The 23,395-nt window shown below is 30.7% G+C and carries 21 protein-coding genes; 15 read left to right on the forward strand and 6 right to left on the reverse strand.

What is annotated here, in order from left to right; genetic code table 11:
- Positions 1–95 precede the first annotated feature (95 nt).
- Entirely contained in the window at positions 96–2,288 is a 2,193-nt protein-coding gene (gene recQ / locus ABXT64_RS00360; protein WP_443633409.1) for a DNA helicase RecQ, read from the reverse strand.
- Positions 2,289–2,476: 188 nt separating this feature from the next.
- On the opposite strand from recQ, the gene ABXT64_RS00365 reads away from it, so the two are divergent.
- From ABXT64_RS00365 to ABXT64_RS00395, 7 genes are all read left to right on the forward strand, one after another.
- The gene (locus ABXT64_RS00365; protein ID WP_443633410.1) at positions 2,477–3,442 is read left to right on the forward strand and encodes a KpsF/GutQ family sugar-phosphate isomerase; all 966 of its coding nucleotides are present in this window, start codon (positions 2,477–2,479) and stop codon (positions 3,440–3,442) included.
- Between the two features lie 38 nt (positions 3,443–3,480).
- The gene (tatC, locus tag ABXT64_RS00370) at positions 3,481–4,293 is read left to right on the forward strand and encodes a twin-arginine translocase subunit TatC (RefSeq protein ID WP_443634887.1); all 813 of its coding nucleotides are present in this window, start codon (positions 3,481–3,483) and stop codon (positions 4,291–4,293) included.
- A 74-nt stretch (positions 4,294–4,367) separates the two neighbouring features.
- Entirely contained in the window at positions 4,368–5,108 is a 741-nt protein-coding gene (gene lptB, locus ABXT64_RS00375) for an LPS export ABC transporter ATP-binding protein (protein WP_443633411.1), read from the forward strand.
- Positions 5,109–5,205: 97 nt separating this feature from the next.
- On the forward strand, positions 5,206–6,105 hold the full coding sequence (locus ABXT64_RS00380) for an ABC transporter ATP-binding protein (protein WP_443633412.1): 900 nt from the start codon (positions 5,206–5,208) through the stop codon (positions 6,103–6,105).
- 5 nt (positions 6,106–6,110) lie between these two features.
- Entirely contained in the window at positions 6,111–6,950 is an 840-nt protein-coding gene (locus tag ABXT64_RS00385) for an ABC transporter permease (RefSeq protein WP_443633413.1), read from the forward strand.
- 63 nt (positions 6,951–7,013) lie between these two features.
- Positions 7,014–9,434, forward strand: coding sequence for a gliding motility-associated C-terminal domain-containing protein (locus ABXT64_RS00390; protein WP_443633414.1), 2,421 nt, complete (start codon positions 7,014–7,016; stop codon positions 9,432–9,434).
- Positions 9,435–9,511: 77 nt separating this feature from the next.
- Positions 9,512–11,062 (forward strand): hypothetical protein, encoded by a 1,551-nt coding sequence (locus tag ABXT64_RS00395; protein WP_443633415.1) that lies wholly within the window; start codon positions 9,512–9,514, stop codon positions 11,060–11,062.
- A gap of 78 nt (positions 11,063–11,140) precedes the next feature.
- On the opposite strand, the gene ABXT64_RS00400 is transcribed toward ABXT64_RS00395, so the two are convergent.
- On the reverse strand, positions 11,141–11,332 hold the full coding sequence (locus ABXT64_RS00400; protein ID WP_443633416.1) for a cold-shock protein: 192 nt from the start codon (positions 11,330–11,332) through the stop codon (positions 11,141–11,143).
- A 281-nt stretch (positions 11,333–11,613) separates the two neighbouring features.
- Between ABXT64_RS00400 and ABXT64_RS00405 the strand changes: the two genes are divergently transcribed.
- The 6 genes from ABXT64_RS00405 to ABXT64_RS00430 all read left to right on the forward strand — a co-directional run bounded on the left by ABXT64_RS00405 (position 11,614) and on the right by ABXT64_RS00430 (position 18,778).
- Positions 11,614–12,378 (forward strand): Rossmann-like and DUF2520 domain-containing protein, encoded by a 765-nt coding sequence (locus tag ABXT64_RS00405; RefSeq protein WP_443633417.1) that lies wholly within the window; start codon positions 11,614–11,616, stop codon positions 12,376–12,378.
- Positions 12,362–12,889 carry a KdsC family phosphatase gene (locus tag ABXT64_RS00410; protein WP_443633418.1) on the forward strand — a complete coding sequence of 176 codons (528 nt, stop codon included), beginning with the start codon at positions 12,362–12,364 and terminating at the stop codon, positions 12,887–12,889. The genes ABXT64_RS00405 and ABXT64_RS00410 overlap by 17 nt, the downstream gene beginning before the upstream one ends.
- Positions 12,890–12,898: 9 nt before the next feature.
- Positions 12,899–13,813 (forward strand): geranylgeranylglycerol-phosphate geranylgeranyltransferase, encoded by a 915-nt coding sequence (locus ABXT64_RS00415; protein WP_443633419.1) that lies wholly within the window; start codon positions 12,899–12,901, stop codon positions 13,811–13,813.
- Positions 13,813–14,397, forward strand: a complete 585-nt coding sequence (locus tag ABXT64_RS00420; protein WP_443633420.1) for a Maf family nucleotide pyrophosphatase — start codon at positions 13,813–13,815, stop codon at positions 14,395–14,397. The genes ABXT64_RS00415 and ABXT64_RS00420 overlap by 1 nt, the downstream gene beginning before the upstream one ends.
- 77 nt (positions 14,398–14,474) lie before the next feature.
- Complete coding sequence (locus tag ABXT64_RS00425) at positions 14,475–16,973, forward strand: PIG-L family deacetylase (protein ID WP_443633421.1); 2,499 nt, start codon at positions 14,475–14,477, stop codon at positions 16,971–16,973.
- 113 nt (positions 16,974–17,086) lie between these two features.
- Positions 17,087–18,778 (forward strand): sodium:solute symporter, encoded by a 1,692-nt coding sequence (locus tag ABXT64_RS00430; protein WP_443633422.1) that lies wholly within the window; start codon positions 17,087–17,089, stop codon positions 18,776–18,778.
- Positions 18,779–18,841: 63 nt separating this feature from the next.
- Here the strand turns inward: ABXT64_RS00430 and ABXT64_RS00435 are convergent, their stop codons facing one another.
- Positions 18,842–19,687 (reverse strand): DUF2911 domain-containing protein, encoded by an 846-nt coding sequence (locus ABXT64_RS00435; protein WP_443633423.1) that lies wholly within the window; start codon positions 19,685–19,687, stop codon positions 18,842–18,844.
- 270 nt (positions 19,688–19,957) lie between these two features.
- On the opposite strand from ABXT64_RS00435, the gene ABXT64_RS00440 reads away from it, so the two are divergent.
- The gene (locus tag ABXT64_RS00440) at positions 19,958–20,194 is read left to right on the forward strand and encodes a (4Fe-4S)-binding protein (RefSeq protein ID WP_443633424.1); all 237 of its coding nucleotides are present in this window, start codon (positions 19,958–19,960) and stop codon (positions 20,192–20,194) included.
- 82 nt (positions 20,195–20,276) lie between these two features.
- Positions 20,277–20,852, forward strand: coding sequence for a hypothetical protein (locus ABXT64_RS00445; RefSeq protein ID WP_443633425.1), 576 nt, complete (start codon positions 20,277–20,279; stop codon positions 20,850–20,852).
- Between the two features lie 3 nt (positions 20,853–20,855).
- On the opposite strand, the gene murA is transcribed toward ABXT64_RS00445, so the two are convergent.
- From murA to ABXT64_RS00460, 3 genes are all read right to left on the reverse strand, one after another.
- Positions 20,856–22,169: a UDP-N-acetylglucosamine 1-carboxyvinyltransferase gene (gene murA, locus ABXT64_RS00450; RefSeq protein WP_443633426.1), complete on the reverse strand. Its 1,314-nt coding sequence runs from the start codon at positions 22,167–22,169 to the stop codon at positions 20,856–20,858.
- Positions 22,170–22,258: 89 nt separating this feature from the next.
- The gene (locus ABXT64_RS00455) at positions 22,259–22,924 is read right to left on the reverse strand and encodes a DUF4290 domain-containing protein (protein ID WP_443633427.1); all 666 of its coding nucleotides are present in this window, start codon (positions 22,922–22,924) and stop codon (positions 22,259–22,261) included.
- 91 nt (positions 22,925–23,015) lie between these two features.
- Entirely contained in the window at positions 23,016–23,306 is a 291-nt protein-coding gene (locus ABXT64_RS00460) for a DUF493 family protein (RefSeq protein WP_443633428.1), read from the reverse strand.
- Positions 23,307–23,395: the final 89 nt, after the last annotated feature.

Here is a 23,395-nt window from a genome sequence, read left to right on the forward strand (position 1 = left end):
TTTTTTTAAATGAAATGCAAAGGTACATATTCATTTATTAATTCATAAATTTTATGAAGGCATTCTATTTTTTATAGGTAAAATAGTAGTATAGATTAATTACCTACTTCACTAATAAATTTAATTCGATATAGACGTAATTCTTCATCTTCGTAATCACCATCAAATTCAACCATGGCAGCTTCAATATCATCGGTTTCAGTTTCCATAAAGTATTCATGTAACTCCTCTTGTTGTTCATCGTCTAATATTTCATCAATCCAATAATCTATATTTAATCTGGTTCCGCTATAAACAATCACTTCCATTTCTTTTATGAAATCGTTCATGTCCATTTTCTTAGCTTCAGAAATATCCGTTAAAGGCAATTTTCTGTCTACATTCTGAATAATATACAATTTTAATGCACTATTAGTTCCTGTAGATTTTACAATGAAATCATCTGGGCGCATTACATCATTTTCTTCTACATAATTACTTATGAGTGAAACAAATGAAGCTCCGTATTTTTTTGCTTTGCCTTCTCCAACACCATGTACATTGGCTAATTCGTTTAATGTAATTGGATACTTTAATGACATGTCTTCAAGAGAAGGGTCTTGAAAAATAACAAAAGGTGGAAGATTTAACTTATCAGCAAGTTTCTTTCTTTCTATTTTTAAAATTTTGAATAAATGTACATCTGCTGCGGCGCCTCCTTTTTCTGATACAATAATAGTATCATCATTTGCTTCCTTAAAAGAATGGTCTTCAGTCATCATAAAGGAAGTAGGAGCAGCTAAATATTTTTTTCCTTTTGGAGTTAATTTCATAACACCATAGGTTTCTATATCTTTTCGTAAATGTTTAGCAACCAATAACTGTCGAATTAATGCCATCCAATAGCTATCTTTTTGGTGTGAGCCTATTCCGAAAAAATCTTGCGTGTCGGTACGATGTGATTTAATTAAGGCGTTTATATTCCCTATTAAAACATTTACAATTTCTTTTGCTTTATATAATTGATTCGTGCGGTTTACAACTGTAAGTACTTTTATTGCATCATCTTTCGCTTCATTTTTTTTCTTAGGGTTTCGCATGTTATCATCCATCTCACCACCATCCCCTGTTTCATTATCAAATTCTTCACCAAAATAATGTAGGATAAATTTTCTTCGAGAAATAGAAGTTTCTGCGAAAGCGACAACTTCTTGTAACAATGCGTGTCCAATTTCTTGTTCTGCTACAGGTTTACCACTCATAAATTTTTCAAGCTTTTCGATATCTTTATATGAATAAAAAGCTAAACAATGACCTTCACCACCATCTCTACCTGCTCTTCCCGTTTCTTGATAATAACTTTCAATACTTTTAGGGATATCATTATGAATCACAAAACGAACATCGGGTTTATCAATTCCCATCCCAAATGCAATGGTGGCTACTACCACATCTGCATCTTCCATCAAGAACATATCTTGATGTCTTACTCTTGTTTTTGAGTCTAGTCCCGCATGATAAGGCACTGCTTTAATTCCATTAACTTGTAGTGCCTGAGCTAATTCTTCAACTCGTTTTCTGCTTAAACAATATACAATTCCGCTTTTTCCATCATGTTGTTTAATAAAACGAATAACATCTGAATCTACATTCTTAGTTTTAGGAAGTACTTCGTAATAAAGGTTTGGTCTATTAAAGGACGCTTTAAAAGTATTAGCACTTTGTATCCCAAGATTTTTTAAAATATCTTCTTGAACTTTAGGGGTAGCAGTTGCTGTTAGTCCAATAATTGGAATATTATCTCCAATACGCTCAATTATTTTTTTAAGATTACGGTATTCTGGCCTAAAGTCATGCCCCCATTCACTAATACAATGGGCTTCATCAATAGCAACAAATGAAATTTTAACTGATTGAAGAAAGGCTACGTTCTCATCCTTAGTTAATGACTCAGGAGCTACATATAATAGTTTTGTAACTCCATCTACAATGTCGCTTTTTACTTGCTTTACTTGAGTTTTGTTTAAAGAAGAATTAAGTACATGAGCTACACCAGACACAGATGATAGTGCTTGTATTGCATCTACTTGATTTTTCATTAATGCTATTAAGGGAGAAACCACAATCGCTGTTCCTTCTTCCATTAATGCTGGTAGTTGATAACATAATGATTTTCCACCACCAGTCGGCATTATTACAAATGCATTTTCCTTATTAAGAACACTCTTTATTACTTTTTCTTGTAATCCTTTAAAGGAAGTAAAGCCAAAATATTTTTTCAGCGCTTCGTAAATATCGATTTCTATCAATTTTCAAAAAATAAAATTAGTAAGTTTCGGGAAATTAAAATTGTATATACACGGGAACAATCGTAATTTCGCAACCTTTATAACAAAATGTATCTTATTAATAATAAGATAAGTGCTAATTTAGGTTTCCTTTGCAATCTAAGATACTACTTTCTTAAAAAGTACAAACAATTTAAATTATAAAAGTTTTGAACAAACAAGCTCAGATCATTTCAGTAGCAAAAAAAACCATTGAAACTGAAAGTAAAGCAATAGCTAATTTAGCTAATTTAGTAGATGAAGAATTTGCTGCTGCAGTAGAATATATATATAATTCTAATGGAAGAGTAATCATTACTGGTATTGGGAAAAGTGCTATTATTGCTACAAAGATAGTTGCCACTTTAAACTCTACTGGGACCCCTGCAATTTTTATGCATGCTGCAGATGCTATTCATGGAGATTTGGGTACCATTCAAGATAATGACACCGTTATATGTATTTCAAAAAGTGGAAATACTCCAGAAATAAAAGTATTAGTACCTTTAATTAAAGCGAGAGGAAACAAATTAATAGCAATAACATCTAATGGATCTTCTGCATTAACAAGTCAAGCCGACTTTGTATTACATGCTTATGTAGAAAAAGAAGCTTGTCCAAATAATTTAGCTCCTACAACTAGTACTACAGCTCAACTGGTGGTTGGAGATGCACTTGCAATGTGTCTTTTAGATTTGCATGGTTTTTCAAGTAAAGATTTTGCTAGAGTCCATCCAGGTGGATCATTAGGCAAAAAACTATACCTACGTGTAAGTGATTTAACTTCAATAAATGAAAAACCGAAAGTACATCCTGATACAGATGTTAGAGATGTAATCATTGAGATTACTGAAAAAATGTTAGGAGTTACAGCCGTAGTAGAGGATAATAAAATTGTCGGGATTATTACTGATGGCGATTTACGTAGAATGCTTACGAAAGCAGATAGTTTTAAAGGACTAACTGCTAAGGATATTATGACTAAAAATCCAAAATGTATTTCTAATGATGCTATGGCGGTTGAAGCCATTGAGTTAATGGATAAGTATGGTATTACACAATTACTAGCTGAAGATAATAATCGTTATTGTGGTATGGTACATATCCATAACCTTACTAAAGAAGGTATCATATAACAGTGGAAAGCCAAAAAAAAATAGGCACAGGAAAAGAAATGTCATTTCTTGATCATTTAGAGGAATTACGTTGGCATTTAATTCGATCAACTTTAGCTATAGTCATTTTAGCTTCAGCTGCCTTTCTTGCAAAAGATTTTATTTTTGACGTGGTACTTTTTGGACCAAAAAAAGCTGATTTTCCTACTTATAAATTACTATGTAAAGTTGCAAATTCAATAGGGTTTAAAGAAAGTTTCTGTTTTACGGAACTTCCCTTCAGGATTCAAAGTAGAACAATGGCAGGGCAATTCTCTGCACATTTATGGACCTCTATAACAGCTGGATTTATTGTTGCATTTCCTTATATATTGTTCGAATTATGGCGATTTATAAGTCCTGGTTTAAAAACAATCGAACGTAAAAGCTCTAAAGGGTTTATTTTTATTGCTTCTATACTCTTCTTTATTGGTGTATTGTTCGGTTATTATGTGGTTACTCCTTTATCCATTAATTTTTTAGGAACCTATCAAGTAAGTGATCAAGTATTTAATGATTTCGATTTAAGTAGCTATATTGGCTTAGTTAGAGCATCAGCTTTAGCCAGCGGACTTATTTTTGAGCTACCAATTTTAATCTACATCTTAACAAAAATTGGGGTTGTAACGCCTCAAATATTAAGAAAATATAGAAAATTTGCATTGGTTATTGTTTTAATTCTTTCTGCAATTATAACACCACCAGATATAGCAAGTCAAGTAATTGTTACAATACCTGTAATCATATTATACGAAATCAGTATTTATATTTCAAAATCAGTTATTCGGAAACAAAATAAAAGGTTAAAAAAACAAAAGACAAAAGGTAATTAACGATAAGGTTCTCATAATTTTTTCTTCGGAAAGAAATATATTACTTTTATCTCCGTTGCTTTAGACGATATCACATGAAATTAAAAGCTGAAAATTTAGTAAAATCTTATAAAGGAAGAAAAGTTGTAAAAGGCATTTCTATTGAAGTTAATCAAGGAGAAATCGTTGGTTTACTCGGGCCTAATGGCGCTGGAAAAACAACATCTTTTTATATGATAGTAGGATTAATTAAACCCAACGGTGGACAAATATTCCTAGATAATAAGGAGATTACTAAATATCCAATGTACAAAAGAGCTCAAAATGGAATTGGATATTTAGCGCAAGAAGCTTCCGTTTTTAGGAAATTGAGTATTGAAGAAAATATATTAAGTGTATTACAGTTAACAAAGTTATCCAAAAAAGAACAACTCCATAAAATGGAATCTTTAATTGAAGAGTTTGGATTAGGTCATATACGAAAAAGTCGCGGAGATCTTTTAAGTGGTGGTGAAAGAAGACGAACTGAGATTGCTCGTGCCTTAGCTACGGATCCTAACTTTATTTTACTTGATGAACCTTTCGCAGGGGTAGATCCAGTAGCCGTAGAAGACATTCAAGGTATTGTAGCACGATTAAAAGACAAAAATATTGGTATTCTTATTACCGATCATAATGTTCAAGAAACATTAGCAATTACAGATAGAACCTACCTTATGTTTGAAGGAAGCATTTTAAAACATGGTGTTCCTGAAGAATTAGCTGAAGACGAAATGGTTCGAAAAGTGTATCTTGGTAAAAACTTCGAATTAAGAAAGAAAAAGCTAGATTTATAATTCCTGTTCTTTTTTTTAACCTTTTAATAAATGAATTTGTGTAACAAAATTTCATTTGCATCGTCGTACTTAAAATATAATACTAAACAAACCACCTGTGAGTCATATTCTAACATTATCAAATCTTACGAAGAAATTCGGCACATTAACTGCGGTAGATAATTTATCGGTAACCATTGAAAAAGGAAATGTATACGGCATTTTAGGCCCTAATGGAAGTGGGAAATCCACAACACTTGGAATCGTTTTAAATGTAGTCAATAAAACAAAAGGTGAGTTTCATTGGTTCGATGGAAACGGAACTACCCATCAAGCTTTAAAGAAAGTTGGCGCTATTATCGAACGACCTAACTTCTATCCATATATGACTGCGGCTCAAAATTTAAGCCTAGTCTGTAAGATTAAAGATGTTTCTACTTCAAAAATAGATGAGAAATTAGATTTGGTTGGTTTGTTAGATAGAAAACATAGTAAATTCAGTACGTTTTCATTAGGAATGAAACAACGACTTGCTATTGCATCTGCCCTACTAAATGATCCAGAAATATTAATATTAGATGAACCAACCAACGGTTTAGATCCACAAGGAATTCATCAAATCAGAGGTATTATTAAGAAAATTGCTTCTCAAGGAACTACTATATTACTTGCATCACATTTACTTGATGAAGTTGAAAAAGTATGCTCTCATGTCGTTATTTTAAGAAAAGGAAAAAGTCTTTATTCGGGTAGTGTTGAAAATATGAATGCGAGCCATGGATTTTTCACTTTGCAATGTAAAGACATGGATGTTTTAGAAAAATTTCTATCGAATCATGAAAATTTTGGTAATTTTAAAAGAGAAAATGATTTACTTATTGCTTATTTAAAAGAACCCCTAGAAGGCGCTGAACTCAATAAACAACTTCTAGAAAAAGGCATCTTTCTTTCTTATTTAGTACATCGAAAAGAAAGTTTAGAAGAACAATTCCTTGAAATTACTAAAAACCAAAACTAACATCCATGCTTCGATTATTAACTATAGAATTACATAAACTTAAGTACAACAAATCGGCAAAAATAATTTCGATTGTATATTTTTCATTAATATGCTTTACCGCTTTTATTGTCTCCATCGAATTTAATTTTGGAGGTGTTAACTTTAGAGTAGCGGACCAAGGAATATTTAACTTTCCTTATGTATGGCATTTCAATTCGTGGATGACTGCTTGGTTAAAGATTTTCTTTGCCATTGTAATTGTATCCATTGTCGCCAATGAATACAGTAACAGAACCTTAAAACAAAACTTAATAGATGGTTTAAGTAAAAGAGAATTTCTAACTTCTAAAGTACTTACCGTACTATTATTTTCTTTTGTTTCAACTATTTTTCTATTTATTATATCTTTAACTCTAGGTTTAATTTTTTCAGATTATAATGAATTCTCTATCATTTTTAGTGACTTAGAATATTTATTTGCATACTTTTTAAAACTATTTAGTTTTTTCAGTTTTTGTATGTTCTTAGCTTTTTTAGTCAAAAAATCTGCTTTTGCCTTAGGATTTTTAGGACTTTGGCAAGTTATTGAAGGACTCATCGCTATTTTATTTCAGTACATAAAAGTAAAAACAGGTACCGATTTATTTGAGTCTGTTTATAACTTTCTCCCTTTAAATGCTATGTCAGATTTAATAGAAGAACCTTTTACGAGGTTAGGAGCTGTACAATCTGTTGCAACTCAATTAGGAGAAGATATTAATTCAAATTATGAAGTTCCTATTTTAAGTATCTTCATCGTTATGGCATGGTCTGCAATATTTATATATGGGTCGTATCGGATTTTAAAGAAAAGAGATTTATAAATGGCTCATCTTCATATTTTAATTTAAAGCTAAATATTACGTATATTGAGCTTAAAAATTGGCATGAACCTCATTAAAAAGAAAAGTTTATTACTTTTTATTTTATTCCCTTTTTTAATTTATGCTCAAGATGTTTCATTATATCAACAATTTAATGGAAAATACGATTATAAAGCATTTGGAAACACCCTCAACATAATAGAAAATACAGGAGGTGAAAATATCTGTGAGATATTACCTGAAAGCAGTGCAGATTTTCAATTAAACACAGACCAATCTATCGTAGCTGCCTATTTATATTGGGCTGGAAGCAGTTCTATTAATGACACAGAAGTTTCTTTAAATGGAACATTATTTCAAGCTGAAAGAGAATTCAATTATTTATTAAACGGTAACCTTCTCTTTTTTGCTGCATTTGTAGATATAACAGATTATCTAACAACCAATGGAAATGGCACTTATACTTTTTCAGGCCTAGACATTGATGTTACTCCATATTGTTCCAATACAACTAATTTTGGAGGTTGGGCAGTCACCGTTATTTATGAAGATAATTCACTTCCTTTAAATCAAGTAAATGTATTTGATGGTTTAGAAAGTGTTTCTGCTTTTAATAATACCATAACAATTACACTCGAAAATTTATTTGTACTCGATAATATTGGTGCCAAAATTGGATTCGTTGCTTGGGAAGGTGATCAGTCTCTATCTAATGGAGAAACACTTCAAATAAATGGAAATTTAATTAGCAACCCTCCTTTAAACCCAGAAGACAATGCTTTTAACAGTTCAAATAGTTATACTGGTTCTAATACCATGTATAATATGGATATCGATTTTTACAGTATTGAAAATAACATTAACCAAGGAGATACCTCTGCAACAGTTACCTTAACATCCTTACAAGATTTTGTAATGATCAACAATATAATTACAGTTTTAAATAATGAATTACCAGACGCAACAATTGAAATAGATACTATAGATGGAGGATCTGAATGTGGAGATAGAGAAATTGAGGTAGATTACACGGTGTATAATTTAAATAGCACCTCTTTTTTACCAGTGAATACCCCTATCGCATTTTATGCTAATAATACGCTGATTGGTCAATCTCAAACTACCGTAGACTTACAAATCGGTGAATCTGAAAGTGGAACAATTCTTCTTTCCATTCCGCAAGGAATCCCTACTCCACTAATTTTAATAGCTTCAGTAGATGACCAAGGAAATGGTATTGGTATCGTAAATGAATTAAATGAAGATAATAACCAATTTAGTATTGAACATGCAATTATTGATTCACCCATAATTCCTGAATTATTTGATTTGGAAAAATGTGATGTATTTGGAGTTGAATTGTTCAATTTAAATGAAGCAACTACACTCATCGATCAATTATATACTATAAGTTATCATGTTTCTGAAACGGACGCTGAAAATAATATCAATCCAATTACTAACATAGGTGAGTATCAAAACACAAGCAATCTAGAAACTATATATATCCGTGTTTCAAATGAAAATTGTTTTGTAATTGATTCTTTTCAAATAGAACTAATCATATGTTTTTTACCTGATGCAACCATTGAAATAAACAATAACCTGAATGCATGTAGGTTAAGAGATTTAATTGTTGATTATACCGTTTATAATACATTAGGCACGGTTTTATTACCTGCTGAAACAAATATTTCATTTTATATCAATGGCGTTTTAATAACACAATCTGAAACTATAAATGATATTCCTACGGGTGGTAGCGAAAACAATACCATCGATATTTTCTTGCAAAATGGAACTTCCGATGTCTTTAATTTATTAGTTAGAGTAGACGATAATGGTACAGGAGTTGGTGCAATACTTGAACTAAACGACTTTAATAATGATTTTAATAGTACCGTAACATTTGGTAGCATACCTCCTATAAATGAATTACCAGATCTATTACTTTGTAATGAAGGGTTTGATGTTGCAACATTCAATTTAACAGAACAAAATGATTTAATTTCTTTAAATGAAGATGATATCATTACCTATTATGAAACGGAAAAAGATGCAATTATCAATACTAATGCAATTGAAGATCCTACTCAGTTTCAAAACAATAGTAATCCTCAAATCATTTATATACGATTAGAAAACGAAATATGCTTTATAACCTCTAACTTCTCTATAGAAACAGAGTATTGTGATCCTATAATTTACGATGCAACCTCTCCAAATGCTGACGGACTTAATGATTTATTTATTATTGAAAATTTAATAAATGTATATATAAATTTTGAATTAAGTATTTATAGTCGCCATGGAAATATAATTTACCAAGGAGGAAATGATGAAGGCTTATGGGATAGTATTTCGAATAGAGGTCTACTATTTCAAGGAAATATAGTACCGGTTGGAACTTATTATTATGTGCTTATACTAAATGATTCTCGCTACCCCGAACCATTTACTGGCTATGTATATGTAAATTATTAGAAGAAAACATTTAAATTTTACAATAAATTACTTGACAAAAAGTTATATTTTTACTGAAATTAATTAAAACCATACACTTGAAGTATATATATAGTCTGGCGCTTTTATCTTGCCTAGTTTTTTGGAGCTCATGTAGAAATGATTTTGAAAGCTCACCAAATACAGGAAACCTATCGTTTTCACAAGACACCGTATATTTAGACACTGTTTTTACTAACATTGGTTCTAGTACAAGAAATATTAAAGTGTACAATAGAAGTGACGATGATATTATTATTCCCACCATACGTTTAGAAAAAGGAGAATCTTCTGAATACAGATTAAATGTTGATGGTTTACCAGGTAAATCATTTGAAAACATTCAAATACTTGCTAAGGATAGTATTTTCGTTTTTATAGAAACAACTATAAATATTGACGATTTTCCAAATCCTACTTTTGATTTTTTATACGAAGACAAAATACTTTTTGACACCGGAGGTAATCAACAAGATGTAGATCTTGTCACTTTAGTACAAGACGCGATATTTTTATTCCCACAACGATTTGATGACGGAACAATTGAAACACTTAATTTAGGTCAAGATCCTAACGACCCAGAAAACGATATTTTAATTGAAGGCTTTATTTTAGAAGACAGTGAACTAACATTTACCAATGAAAAACCATATGTAATATATGGCTATGCAGCTGTAGCAAATGGTAAAACCATTAACTTTCAACCTGGATCAAGAGTACATTTTCATGAAAACAGTGGTATTTTAGTAGCTGCGCAAGCGACTCTAAAATCATTGGGTTTACCAAGTTCAGATCCTGAGTTATTAGAAAATCAAATTATTTTTGAAGGCGATAGATTAGAACCAAGTTTTTCTGAAATACCAGGGCAATGGGGTGCTTTATGGCTAACGGGAGGAAGTACAAATCATGAATTTGAATATACTACCATAAAAAATAGCAGTGTAGGTATTTTAATGGATGGACTCGATGGTACTCAATCCTTATCACTTAAAAATGTACAGATATACAACAACTCTAATTATGGTTTATTAGCTAGAAATAGTTTTGTTAGAGGTGAAAATGTAGTTATAAATAATAGTGGCCAATCCTCATTAGCATGTTCTTTTGGAGGAGACTATGAATTTAATCATAGTACGTTTACAAATTACTGGACCAACGGATTTAGAGTATTTCCAACGGTACAAATCGATAACTTTATTCAAACAGGTGAAACAACGTTTGAAGTAAACCCAATGAGTGCAATATTTAATAATTGTATTATCTACGGAAATGAAAGAAGAGAGTTTAATATTTTTGAAAATACGGATGAAGCTTTCGTATTTAGTTTTAATAATTGCTTGCTAAAATTTGAAGATGTATCAGGTGATTTTGAAGAAGATGAAAACTATAACTTTGAAGGCCCTTTTTATCAAGGAACCGTACTAAATGCAGATCCAATGTTCTTTAATACTTCATTAAATGATTTTAATATTGAAACTGGTACATCTGGTGCAGATGGAATTGGTGATATACTTATAAGTAATCAAGTTCCGTTTGACATTAATGGATCTTCACGAAGTAGTTTACCTGATGCAGGAGCTTATGAAAGTGTTACCTTTCCTGAAGATTAAAAAAACTTAAATAGATTGTATAAAAAAAGCTTATCATATCTGATAAGCTTTTTTGTTTCAAAAAATTTAAAAGTACTATTATAGAACTTTAACGTTTACCGCGTTTAAACCTTTGTTACCTTCTTTTAATTCAAATTCTACATTATCACCTTCTCTAACCTCATCGATTAAACCTGAAATGTGTACAAAATGATCTTTCTCTACTCCTTCTTCTGTAATAAAACCGAAACCTTTAGTGTCGTTGAAGAATTTTACTGTTCCTTTACTCATTATAATATTTTAAAAATTTATTAGCGGTAAAATTACGACTTATTTATTAAGTCGATAGTTTTTTTGTATATTTTTTGAAAAATCAAATAAATCATTAATGATATTGTGTAAGAAAATACTTTAACAGTAATTTTTTTTATAAATGGGGAGTCATAAAAGCTACTACCATGCCCTATCATTAATAGATAGTTTCCTCACTGAAGCATGAAAGATATTTTAACATACATAATTTATTTTAATCGAAATAAGAATAAATTTTTAAAAAAGTTTACCTTCGTTTAATGATTAAAATGGTTTTAATTGGCACTGGAAATGTTGCTAATCATCTTTATAAAGCTTTTGAAGCCACAAAGGATGTCTCTATTATTCAAGTATTTGGTAGAAGTAATAAATCATTAAAATCGTTTTCAAAAAATACAGAAACTTGTTCTTCCATATCAGAATTGAAAGATGCTGATGTATATATTATTGCTATTTCAGATGACGCAATAACTTCATTTACCCAAAAACTACCTTTTAAAAATAGATTAGTAGTTCATACATCAGGTACTGTTGCTATGAATGTTCTTTCAGAAAAAAATAGAAAAGGTGTTTTTTACCCATTACAGACATTTACTAAAGATAGAGAAATCAGCTTTAGCCAAATACCAATTTGTATTGAAAGTGAGGAAGCATCAGATTTACAAATCTTACATAACATTGGTAAAGCTATTTCAAAAAAAGTAGTTGAAATCAATTCAGAAGAAAGAAAAAAATTGCACGTTTCAGCAGTTATCGTAAATAATTTTGTGAATCATTTATACTACATTGGAAGTGATTTATTAGAAAAAAATAATTTATCCTTCGATTTACTGAAACCTCTTATCTTTGAAACTGCATTAAAACTGGAATCACATGAGCCCAAAGAAGCTCAAACAGGTCCTGCAAAGCGCAATGATAAGAAAACGATTGAAAATCACCTTAATCAACTGAATAACAATGCATTTAAAGAACTTTACATTCAACTTACAAAATCAATTATAGATAGCCATGGAGAAAAATTATAAAGAATATTTACAAGATATAACTACCTTAATTTTCGATGTTGATGGTGTTTTAACAGATGGTACAATTACCATTACAACGCAAGGCGAAATGTTTCGCACCATGCATACCAAAGACGGTTATGCTCTAAAGGCTGCTTTCGAACAAGGCCTTAAGGTGTGTATTATTTCTGGAGGAACCAATGAAGGTGTACGATTACGCTTAAAGGGTTTAGGCTTAACCGATGTTTTTTTAGGAGCTCATAATAAAACTGAAATTATGAGTGAATATCTAAAAAAGAACAACACCTCAAATGAACAAGTGCTTTATATGGGAGATGATATTCCCGATTTGTATGTGATGCAAGATGTTGGTTTACCATGTTGTCCTCAAGATGCAGTAGCAGAAATAAAAGCTGTTTCAAAATACGTGTCACATAAAAAAGGGGGAAAAGGATGTGTTCGAGATGTAATTGAACAAGTAATGAAAGTACAAGGGAAATGGCTAAAATCTGTTGATGCTAAATATGATTAGTAATAGAGTATGGCTTTTTTAAAACTTATCAGAATTCAAAATTTATTATTAATTGCATGTATGCAATATTTGGTGAAGTATAGTTTATTTCACCCTTTTGGAGTTAGCACTACATTAAGTAACTTCGAATTTATTTTATTAGTTATTGCTACCGTTTGTATCGCTGCAGGGGGCAATATAATTAATGATATAAATGATGTGTCGATAGATCTAATCAACAAACCTCATAAAGTATTCGTTGGTAAAAGTATTTCAGAAAAAATTGCCCATACATTATATCTCATCTTAACAATAATAGGAGTTGGTCTTGGTTTTTACCTTTCAAATAGTTTAGGGAAACCTGGTTTTGCAGCTATTTTTATTATCATTTCTGCATTACTATATATATACGCAACCTATTTAAAATCTATCTTACTTATAGGAAACATTGTTATTTCATTTTTAGTTTCTTTAAGCATTATTATTGTTGCCTTATTTGATTTAATGCCCTCAACAACACTAAGTAATCAATCCATGCAATCTATTGTTTTCAGAATTGTTTTAGAATATGCATTCTTTGCTTTTTTAATCAATTTTATAAGAGAAATTGTAAAAGATATTCAAGACATTGATGGAGATAAAAATGGAGATATCAACTCATTACCTATAACTATTGGCAGAAAAAGAGCAGGATTTATTGTTTTTGGATTAGGGATATTAACTGTCTTAATCGTACTATTATATATGTATACGCATTTATATAATATACAATTAGCAATGCTATATTTTTTATTTTTTATTGTGGCGCCTCTACTCTATTTCTGTATAAAATCATGGACGGCTGAAACTAAAAAAGAACTGGCTTTTTTATCTGGTCTTTTAAAATTAATTATGTTCTTTGGAATCTGTTCAATACTATTATATAAATACGTAATTATAAATTAATGCTTTCAGAAAAATTAAAAAAGTATTCAATCATTCTAGCTTCTGGTTCACCAAGAAGGCAAAAATTTTTTAAAGAACTGGCTATTGATTTCACTATCGATGTTAGAGAAGTAGATGAAAAATATCCTTCACACCTTAAAGCTTCAGAAATTACAGATTACCTTTCCGTATTAAAATCTAAGGCTTTTAAAAATTTATCTGAAAAAGAAATCGTGATTACAAGTGATACCATTGTTTGGCATAAGGATAAAGCGCTTGAAAAACCGAAAGATGCAACGGAAGCTAAAAAAATGTTAGCTTCATTAAGTGGATCTATGCATGAGGTTTATACCTCTGTTTGTTTTACTAGTAATAATTTTCAGAACGTTGTAAATGATGTAACAAAGGTTTGGTTTAAAGAAATAACTGAAAATGAAATAGAGTACTATATTTCAAAATATCAACCTTTTGATAAAGCAGGAAGTTATGGTATTCAAGAATGGCTAGGATATATTGCAATTCAGAGAATTGAAGGTTCTTTTTTCAATGTGATGGGGCTTCCAACTCATTTAGTATATAAATCTCTAATGGAGATTACAGCTTAAAAGTTAAAAATACCCTAAACCATTTTCGCACTTTTTGAAAAAAGGTATCTTTGAGAAACACCAATCAAAACAATTATATGCATAAAATAATACCTTCTGTATTTATATTTTTTATTTGCATCTCATCACTTTTTGCACAGCAACCCAATAAACCCAAAGCATCTGAAATTTTTCATGACCTTCAAAAGCTTAATTTTTTAGGGTCTGCCTTATATATTGCAGCACATCCAGATGATGAAAATACGCGCTTAATTTCTTTTTTAGCGAATGATATTCATGCAAGAACTGCATATTTATCTATTACGCGTGGAGATGGAGGACAAAATTTAGTTGGTCCAGAAATTAGAGAATTATTAGGTGTTATTAGAACTCAAGAATTATTAGCCGCTAGAAGAACCGATGGCGGGCAACAATTTTTTACTAGAGCCAATGATTTTGGGTATTCCAAACATCCTGATGAAACTTTAGAAATTTGGAATAAAGATGAAGTGCTCAAAGATGTTGTAATGAACATTAGAAGGTTTAAACCCGATGTGATTGTTAATCGTTTTAACCATAGAAATCCAGGAACTACACATGGTCATCATACTGCCTCCGCTATGCTCAGTATGGAAGCGTTTGATTTGGTTGGAAATAATACAATGTATCCTGAATCTGTAAATGAATTTGGCACATGGCAACCCAAACGTTTATTATTTAATACTTCTTGGTGGTTTTATGGAAGTAAAGAAAAATTTGAAAAAGCGGATAAATCTAAGCTAGTAGAGGTTGAAACTGGTAATTACTACCCTGCTTTAGGATTATCCAATGGTGAAATTGCTTCACTTAGTAGGTCTATGCATAAGTCTCAAGGATTTGGAAGCACAGGTACAAGAGGTAGTCAGACTGAATATTTAGAATTTCTAAAAGGTGATTTCCCAGAAAACAAAAAAGATATATTTGATGGTATTAATACCACATGGTCAAGATTAGAAAATGGACAAGCAATTGGTGTTATTCTTAAAGCTCTTGAAGAAAATTTTAATTTCAAGAATCCTTCTCAAATGATTCCTGAACTTATGAAAGCATTTGATTTGATAAAAGAACTTCCTAATGGTCATTGGAAATCGATTAAACTAGAAGAAATAAAAAACATTATCGTTTCATGTTCTGGGCTTTTCTTAGAAGCTGTCGCAAATGAACAAAATGTAAATCCGAAAGGAGACTTAAAAGTAACTATTGAAGCAATCAATCGATCAAATGCTAATATTCAACTTGGCTCTATAACTTCTCCCTGTATTGCTTTCCCTGTTTCATTTAAAGCAACAGATTTAGATAAAGATGAAAAATACACTCTTGAAAGTACTGAGAATACATTTTCAGGAACAAATTTCAGTACACCTTATTGGTTAAAGGAAAAAGGAACTATTGGTATGTATCATGTTTCAAATAAAGAATTAATTGGATTACCTGAAAATGAACATGAATTTCCAGTTACATTCAACCTTGCAATTGAGGGTAGAAATATTTCAATAACCAAAAATATTATATACAAATACAATGATCCAGTAGCGGGTGAAGTATATCAACCGTTTGATGTACTTCCTGAAGTTACCTCAAGTATTCCTGAAAAAGTGTTGATCTTTTCTTCTAATGATTCAAAACAGATCCCTGTAAAAGTTAGAGCAGGAAAAGATAATGTTTCTGGCACTATAACATTACAGCATCCTAAAGGCTGGCTTATTAGTCCGGATCATCAATTGTTTGAGCTTTCTAAAAAAGGAGAAGAAAAAACAATACTATTCACAATAACACCTCCTAAAAATCAAAGTGAAGGATATCTTAAAACGTTGGTGAATGTTGGAGATCAATTCTATAATAAAGAGTTAATACAAATTGATTATGACCACGTACCTTATCAGAGTGTTTTATTGGATTCTGAAGCAAAAATTGTTCGTATTAATATTCAGAAAAAAGGAGAGCATATTGGATATATAAAAGGTGCAGGTGATGCAATTCCTGAAAGTTTAAAACAAATAGGTTATAAGGTAACCACCTTACTTCCTTCAGAAATAAATAATAAAAACATTGAAAAGTTTGATGCAGTTGTTGTGGGTATTAGAGCATACAATACAGTGCCTGAAATGGAATTTAAACAGGAAATATTAAATCAATATGTTTTTAATGGAGGAACTGTTTTAGTACAATATAATACCAGACATAGATTAGTTACCAAAGATCTTGCTCCTTATTCAATAACCTTGTCAAAAGAACGTGTTACCGATGAATTTTCCGAAGTAACCATTCTCGAACCCAATCACGAAGTATTAAATAAACCTAATAAAATAAGTAGTACCGATTTTGAAGGATGGGTGCAAGAAAGAGGACTTTATTTTCCTAGTGAATGGGCTTCAGAATTTACTCCAATTTTAGGAATGAATGACAAAGCTTACCCTGAAAGTAAAGGTTCATTATTAGTAGCTAATTATGGAAAAGGACATTATATTTATACTGGTTTAAGCTTTTTTAGAGAACTTCCAGCGGGAGTTTCAGGAGCGTATCGATTATTTGCAAATTTACTTTCAATAGGAAAATAATATGGAAGAACAACCTAAAAAATATCGTTGGATTTCATGGTATACATGGATATTAGTGATCAATGCAGTCTATATCATCCTTTTTTATTTAATAACAAAAAACTACGCCTAATATGCAGTTACTCGATTGGATTATATTAGGAGGTACCCTTTTGTTTATTGTTTTATATGGCACTTATAAAACACGTGGCAATAAAAATGTAGACGATTACCTTAAGGGTGGTAATGACGCAAAATGGTGGACCATTGGCCTTAGTGTAATGGCAACTCAAGCCAGTGCTATAACCTTCCTATCAACCCCAGGACAAGCCTTTCATGATGGAATGGGATTTGTGCAATTTTACTTTGGGCTTCCCATTGCTATGGTCATTATATGTGTGGTATTTATTCCTTTATACCATCGATTAAAAGTATTTACAGCCTATGAATTTTTAGAAGACAGATTCGATTTAAAAACGAGAACCTTAGCTGCTATCCTATTTTTGGTCCAAAGAGGTTTAGCAACAGGTATAACCATCTTTGCTCCGGCTATTATACTTTCTGCGGTGTTAGGATGGGATTTAATTACGTTAAATATCATCATTGGAGTGTTGGTAATTATATATACCGTAAGTGGTGGAACAAAAGCAGTAAGCATTACCCAAAAGCAACAAATGGGTGTGATTTTCTTCGGAATGTTTCTCTCTTTTCTAATTATCCTAAATTACCTTCCTTTGGACATTAGCTTTTCTAAAGCTATGGATATAGCGGGTGCCAATGGAAAAATGGATGTTTTAGATTTTTCATTTAGCTTGGACAATCGGTATACTTTTTGGAGTGGAATTATTGGGGGTACTTTTTTAATGCTCTCCTATTTTGGCACCGATCAAAGTCAAGTGCAACGTTATCTTTCAGGAAAATCTGTAAAAGAAAGTCAGTTAGGGCTTATGTTCAACGGATTACTTAAAGTACCCATGCAATTTTTTATTCTTCTGGTTGGGGTAATGGTATTTGTATTTTACCAATTTAATGCTTCGCCATTAAATTTTAATCCCGCAGCTATTGAAGATTTAAAAAACTCTGAATATGCTTCTGAATTTAAAGTTCTTGAAGATGAAAAATTATTAATTGATAATGAATTAGCTGAAAAACAAATTTCCTTTGCTACTATTGAATCTGAATCTGAAAAAGAATTACTTCTAACTGATATTAGAGCTTTAAATACTTCAGATTTAAAATTAAGAGAACAAACCAAAGAATTAATATTAAAAGCGAATCCAGATGCTGAGACAAATGACAAGGATTATGTCTTTATTCATTTTATACTTACAAACCTGCCAAGAGGTATAATTGGACTATTATTAGCTGTAATATTGAGCGCTGCTATGTCTAGTACTGCTTCAGAATTAAATGCCTTAGCTTCCACAACTGCAATGGATTTATACAAACGAAATGTAGCTGTAAAAGAGGATAAACATTATGTGACAGCCTCAAAATGGTTTACGTTACTTTGGGGTGTTATTGCAATTTCAATAGCCTGTGTTGCGAACCTATTTGATAATCTAATACAGTTAGTTAATATTATTGGATCTATTTTCTACGGAAATATATTAGGAATATTTTTATTAGCATTCTTTTTCAAATACGTAAAAGGCAATGCTGTTTTCGTAGCTGCACTTATAAACCAAGTTTTTGTTATTTCACTTTATTTATTAAATGAATATGAATACATCAATCTACCCTATTTATGGCTCAACTTTGTGGGTTGTCTTTCTGTAATATTACTAGCATTATTTATACAAAAAATTAAAAGAGATAAGATTTAATTAAATAAACAAAACAAAGCTTCAGATAACTGAAGCTTTGTTTTGTTATAAATCAATAGAAAACTATTTCATATTTTTCCACTCAGCTATTGATTTTTTATTCAACGCTACATAGTCAGTATTTCCAGCTTCTTGAGCCATAGCCATTGATTTTTCTGCAGCCGTCATTGCTCCTTTTTTATCTCCAGACTTAGCATAAATTAAAGATTTTTGTCTGTAATACCAAAAAGCATCAGCTCTTTTTGCAATTGCTTTATTAATCCATTCTTTTGCTTTATTAATATCTTTACCAGATTCTAAATAGTAAACCGCTGCAGAGTAATAGTCACCAGCTCCAGGACCTTCCATAGCTTTATCTATACTGGCAGAAACTGCTTTGTCTGTATTAAATTTCATTGGAACACCAACATACACATTTTCCCAAAGCATCCCTAAGATTACAGAATCATTAGTTAGGTCATCAAAAGTCATAGTAAATGAATTTATTGCCATTGGCATAGCATATACTTTTGCTTTTACTTTTGCAGCTACCTTAGTTTCATCCCATTCTTGAGGTGTTCCCCAATTGTTTGAATCACTATAAAAATAAACTTCCCATAGGTCAGCGTTTGGTTTTGTGAAAATAGCATACGTTCCAGCTTCTAAAGTTTTCCCTCCTATTTCAACAGCATCACTAAATGTGATTTTTGTATTTGCATTTGCACCCGTACGCCATAATTTTCCATAAGGTACTAATCCACCAAATATTTCCCTTTCTCGCATAGCTGGGCGAGAATATTCTAAGGTCATATTGGTTAAACCTACTGCTTGTTCAATTGTTTGAGCAGGACTAGGTGCAGGTGTTTTCACTTGTGCATTTATAGTAGCAGTTAATGCAACAATACATACAAAAAGAAATAATTTTTTCATAATTTTGGTTTTTTAAAATTTACGTTTTTACAAAATTACGACTTGCGATGCTTTAAGTCGTTAACAAAAACATAAAATAGAACTTAAAAAGAAGGATTAGAAACTAATAGTACAGATTACAGCCTGTTTAATTTTAACATTTAGTCTCAAAAAATTGATATAAAATATCGTTTTTTGTAGGAATTTTGACAATTAAATACACTTAATCGTTATTATATATATATTTATCGATATAATAGTCATTTTACATAACCCCGAAATGTAAATCTTATGAAAACCTACGAAAATGAATTCACCAATGGTGATATTACGGTAACGTATCAACCTAAGAAATGTATCAATGCGCAACTATGTTCTAATGGATTATCTGAAGTGTTTAGAACTTCAGTATTACCATGGATTGATTTAGATGCGGCAGAGACAAATGAAATTATAGATCAGGTAAAAAGCTGCCCCTCTGGTGCATTAGAATTTTGTTTTAATAAAACTTTGGTTTCTACTAAATAATAATTCAAATAAAAATTTAATATATCGTACAATTTTTCTACTCTTGCAGTGTTAAATGGTTACCAATTATATTACACCCATCATGTTAAAAAAAATAGTCTTTTTCGCTAGTATCATATTTTTCTCTTCTAATTTAATTGCTCAGGAGAATGATAATTCTATTAAAAATCAATTTAATGGAGTTATCGAAAAATCTAACAGTTACCAAGAATTTAAAGTAATTGAAAAAACTAAAATAAATAAGCTTAGAAAAAATGTATTAGACTCTATAGCTTTTTTAGAGCAAAAAATTATTGATGCAAATTCAACAATAAAAGATCAAGAAAACACAATTACTTCTATAAGTAATGATTTAAAAACAACCCAAGAAAATCTTACTGTTTCAAAAGGAAAAGAAGATGGGATGAGTGTATTTGGAGTTACTACAAAAAAAGCAACCTATAATTTAGTTTTATGTTCTATTATTGGGGCTTTAATGTTCTTTTTAATTCTACTTTTTTATAGATTTAAAAACAGTCACTCTATTACAAAACAAACAAATTTAAAGTTATCTGAAATTGAAAAAGAGTTTGATGTACATAGAAAAAAAACACTTGAACAGCAACAACAATTAAGTAGAAAGCTTCAAGACGAAATCAATAAAAGTAAAAAATCTTAAAATTTAGGAATCTATTCTAGTAATCTTAGCTCCTATAGCTCGAAGTCTTTCGTCAATATTTTCATATCCACGATCAATTTGTTCGATATTATGAATGGTGCTGGTTCCTTTTGCAGATAGCGCTGCTATTAATAAAGAAATACCTGCTCTAATATCTGGCGAAACCATCGTAGTTGCTTTTAAAGAGGATTCGAAATTATGTCCAATCACTGTCGCACGATGTGGATCACAAAGAATAATTTTAGCTCCCATATCAATTAATTTATCCACAAAGAATAAACGGCTTTCAAACATTTTTTGGTGAATTAAGACACTTCCTTTTGCTTGAGTTGAAACCACTAATACGATACTTAATAAATCTGGCGTAAATCCTGGCCAAGTTGCATCTGAGACCGTTAAAATAGAGCCATCAATATATCCTTGTATTTCATATCCTTCTTGTGAAGGTATGTAAATATCATCACCTCTTTTTTCAAGTGAAATACCTAATTTTCTAAAGGTATCCGGAATTAAACCTAAATTTTCCCAGCTTACATTTTTAATAGTAATCTCACTTCGAGTCATTGCTGCTAATCCAATCCAACTCCCAATTTCAATCATATCAGGAAGTACCTTATGTGTACAACCCTTCAATTCTTTAACACCTACAATGACTAATAAATTTGAGCCAACACCCTTGATGTTCGCACCCATTGAATTTAGCATTTTACATAACTGCTGTAAATAAGGTTCACAAGCTGCGTTATAAATAGTAGTGGTTCCAGTAGCTAGTACTGCTGCCATCACTATATTCGCGGTACCGGTTACAGATGCTTGATCTAATAACATATAGGTTCCTGTAAGGCCTTCTGGAGCTTCTACCCCGTAGAAATATTCTTCCTTATTATATCTAAAAGTAGCACCTAATTTTATGAATCCTTCAAAGTGTGTATCTAATCTTCTTCTCCCTATTTTATCTCCTCCAGGACGAGGAATATAGCCTTTACCAAAGCGAGATAATAAAGGTCCTACAATCATAATTGAACCTCTCAAAGAACTTCCTTCCTTTTTAAAAAGATCAGATTCTAAATAAGAAAGATTTATATCATCCGCAATAAAAGCATAGGTACCTTTTCCTAGTCTCTGAACTTTAACTCCTAAACTTCTAAGGATACCAATTAACTTATTTACATCAAGTATATCTGGAATATTTTCAATTATAACTTCTTCTGAAGTCAGTAAAACAGCACATAGAATTTGAAGCGCTTCATTTTTAGCTCCCTGTGGCCAAATTTCACCTTTTAATTTATGACCTCCCTCTATTTGAAAAGTACCCATTAATATTGAATTGTTTGATTAAAAATTGTAGAAATTATATTAGATAATTATAACGTCTTATAAGTTATTCCTATTGTTTAAATAATTAATTAATAACGTTTTCTATTTCTATTATTATTATTATTATTTGAAGGCTTTGAGTTTTTATTAGTCTTAAAAACTTTTTTACTTGCATATGGCTTTTTGTTTTTTAATAAAACTTGAGCCTCAACTAAAATTTCTTCTTTATCTCTTATATCTAACTTACCGTCAGAAAGTTCAAATAAATGATTAAAAATCACGTAATCTTCAACGGTATCTTTATTCCAGTTTAAGAAACATTTTTTCATATGATTAGCAATTGTCATTACTAATCCTTCTTTCATATCTCCATCTTCCCATCCATTTGCTACATCAATCATCCTCTTTATATTATTTCCATAAAAACGATATTTTGGAAAATTTTGAGGGTATTCTAGCGTGGCAGGTGCTTCGTTTAATTCTTCTCTAGAAGGCTTATCATATGGTGAATCAACATCTAACTTAAAATCTGAAATTATAAATAATTGATCCCATAATTTATGTTGAAAATCAGGAACATCACGTAAATGTGGGTTCATATTTCCCATTACAGAAATTATGCTATTTGCAACTTTATTACGTTCCTCTTTATCTTCTATTGAAATCGCATGATCTACCATTTTTTGAATATGTCGTCCATATTCAGGAATAATTAAATGTAGTCGTTCCGTATTGTATTCTATATCGTCTATCAAAATTTATGGATATTTTTTTGGTTTTAAAAGTTCTAGTTAAAACCGTACATTCTTTTTATACTGAAGTATTATTGCATGCAAAATACTAATTTTATAAAGAAATAACACCTTCTATTTTAGAAACTTCTATATATTTTTCAATTACACAATCTGGTGATTCCATAAGCACTTTTATCGAAACACTAGAGTAAGTTCCTTTTGAAGAGTCTCTTTTAGAAAAATCAGCTTTATTATCAATAAATATTTGCTCAATTTTTTCAACATTATTTTTATTTGCAGGCACAATAAACTTATATAAATAAACCGCAGGCCAGCTTGTATTTTCCTCTAATTGAATTTTAAGTCTTTTGTAAAATTCAATAGATTTATTATCTTTTTCCATACCAATTTTTCTTCGGTACAAAAATACGGTTTTAGTATCAATTTTTATTTACGTTCTTTGTATAGATTTTTGTTTCTAAATAATAAGAT

The sequence above is a fragment of the Candidatus Marifrigoribacter sp. Uisw_064 genome (assembly GCF_047730175.1).
In the GTDB taxonomy this organism is placed as follows: Bacteria; Bacteroidota; Bacteroidia; order Flavobacteriales; family Flavobacteriaceae; genus Marifrigoribacter.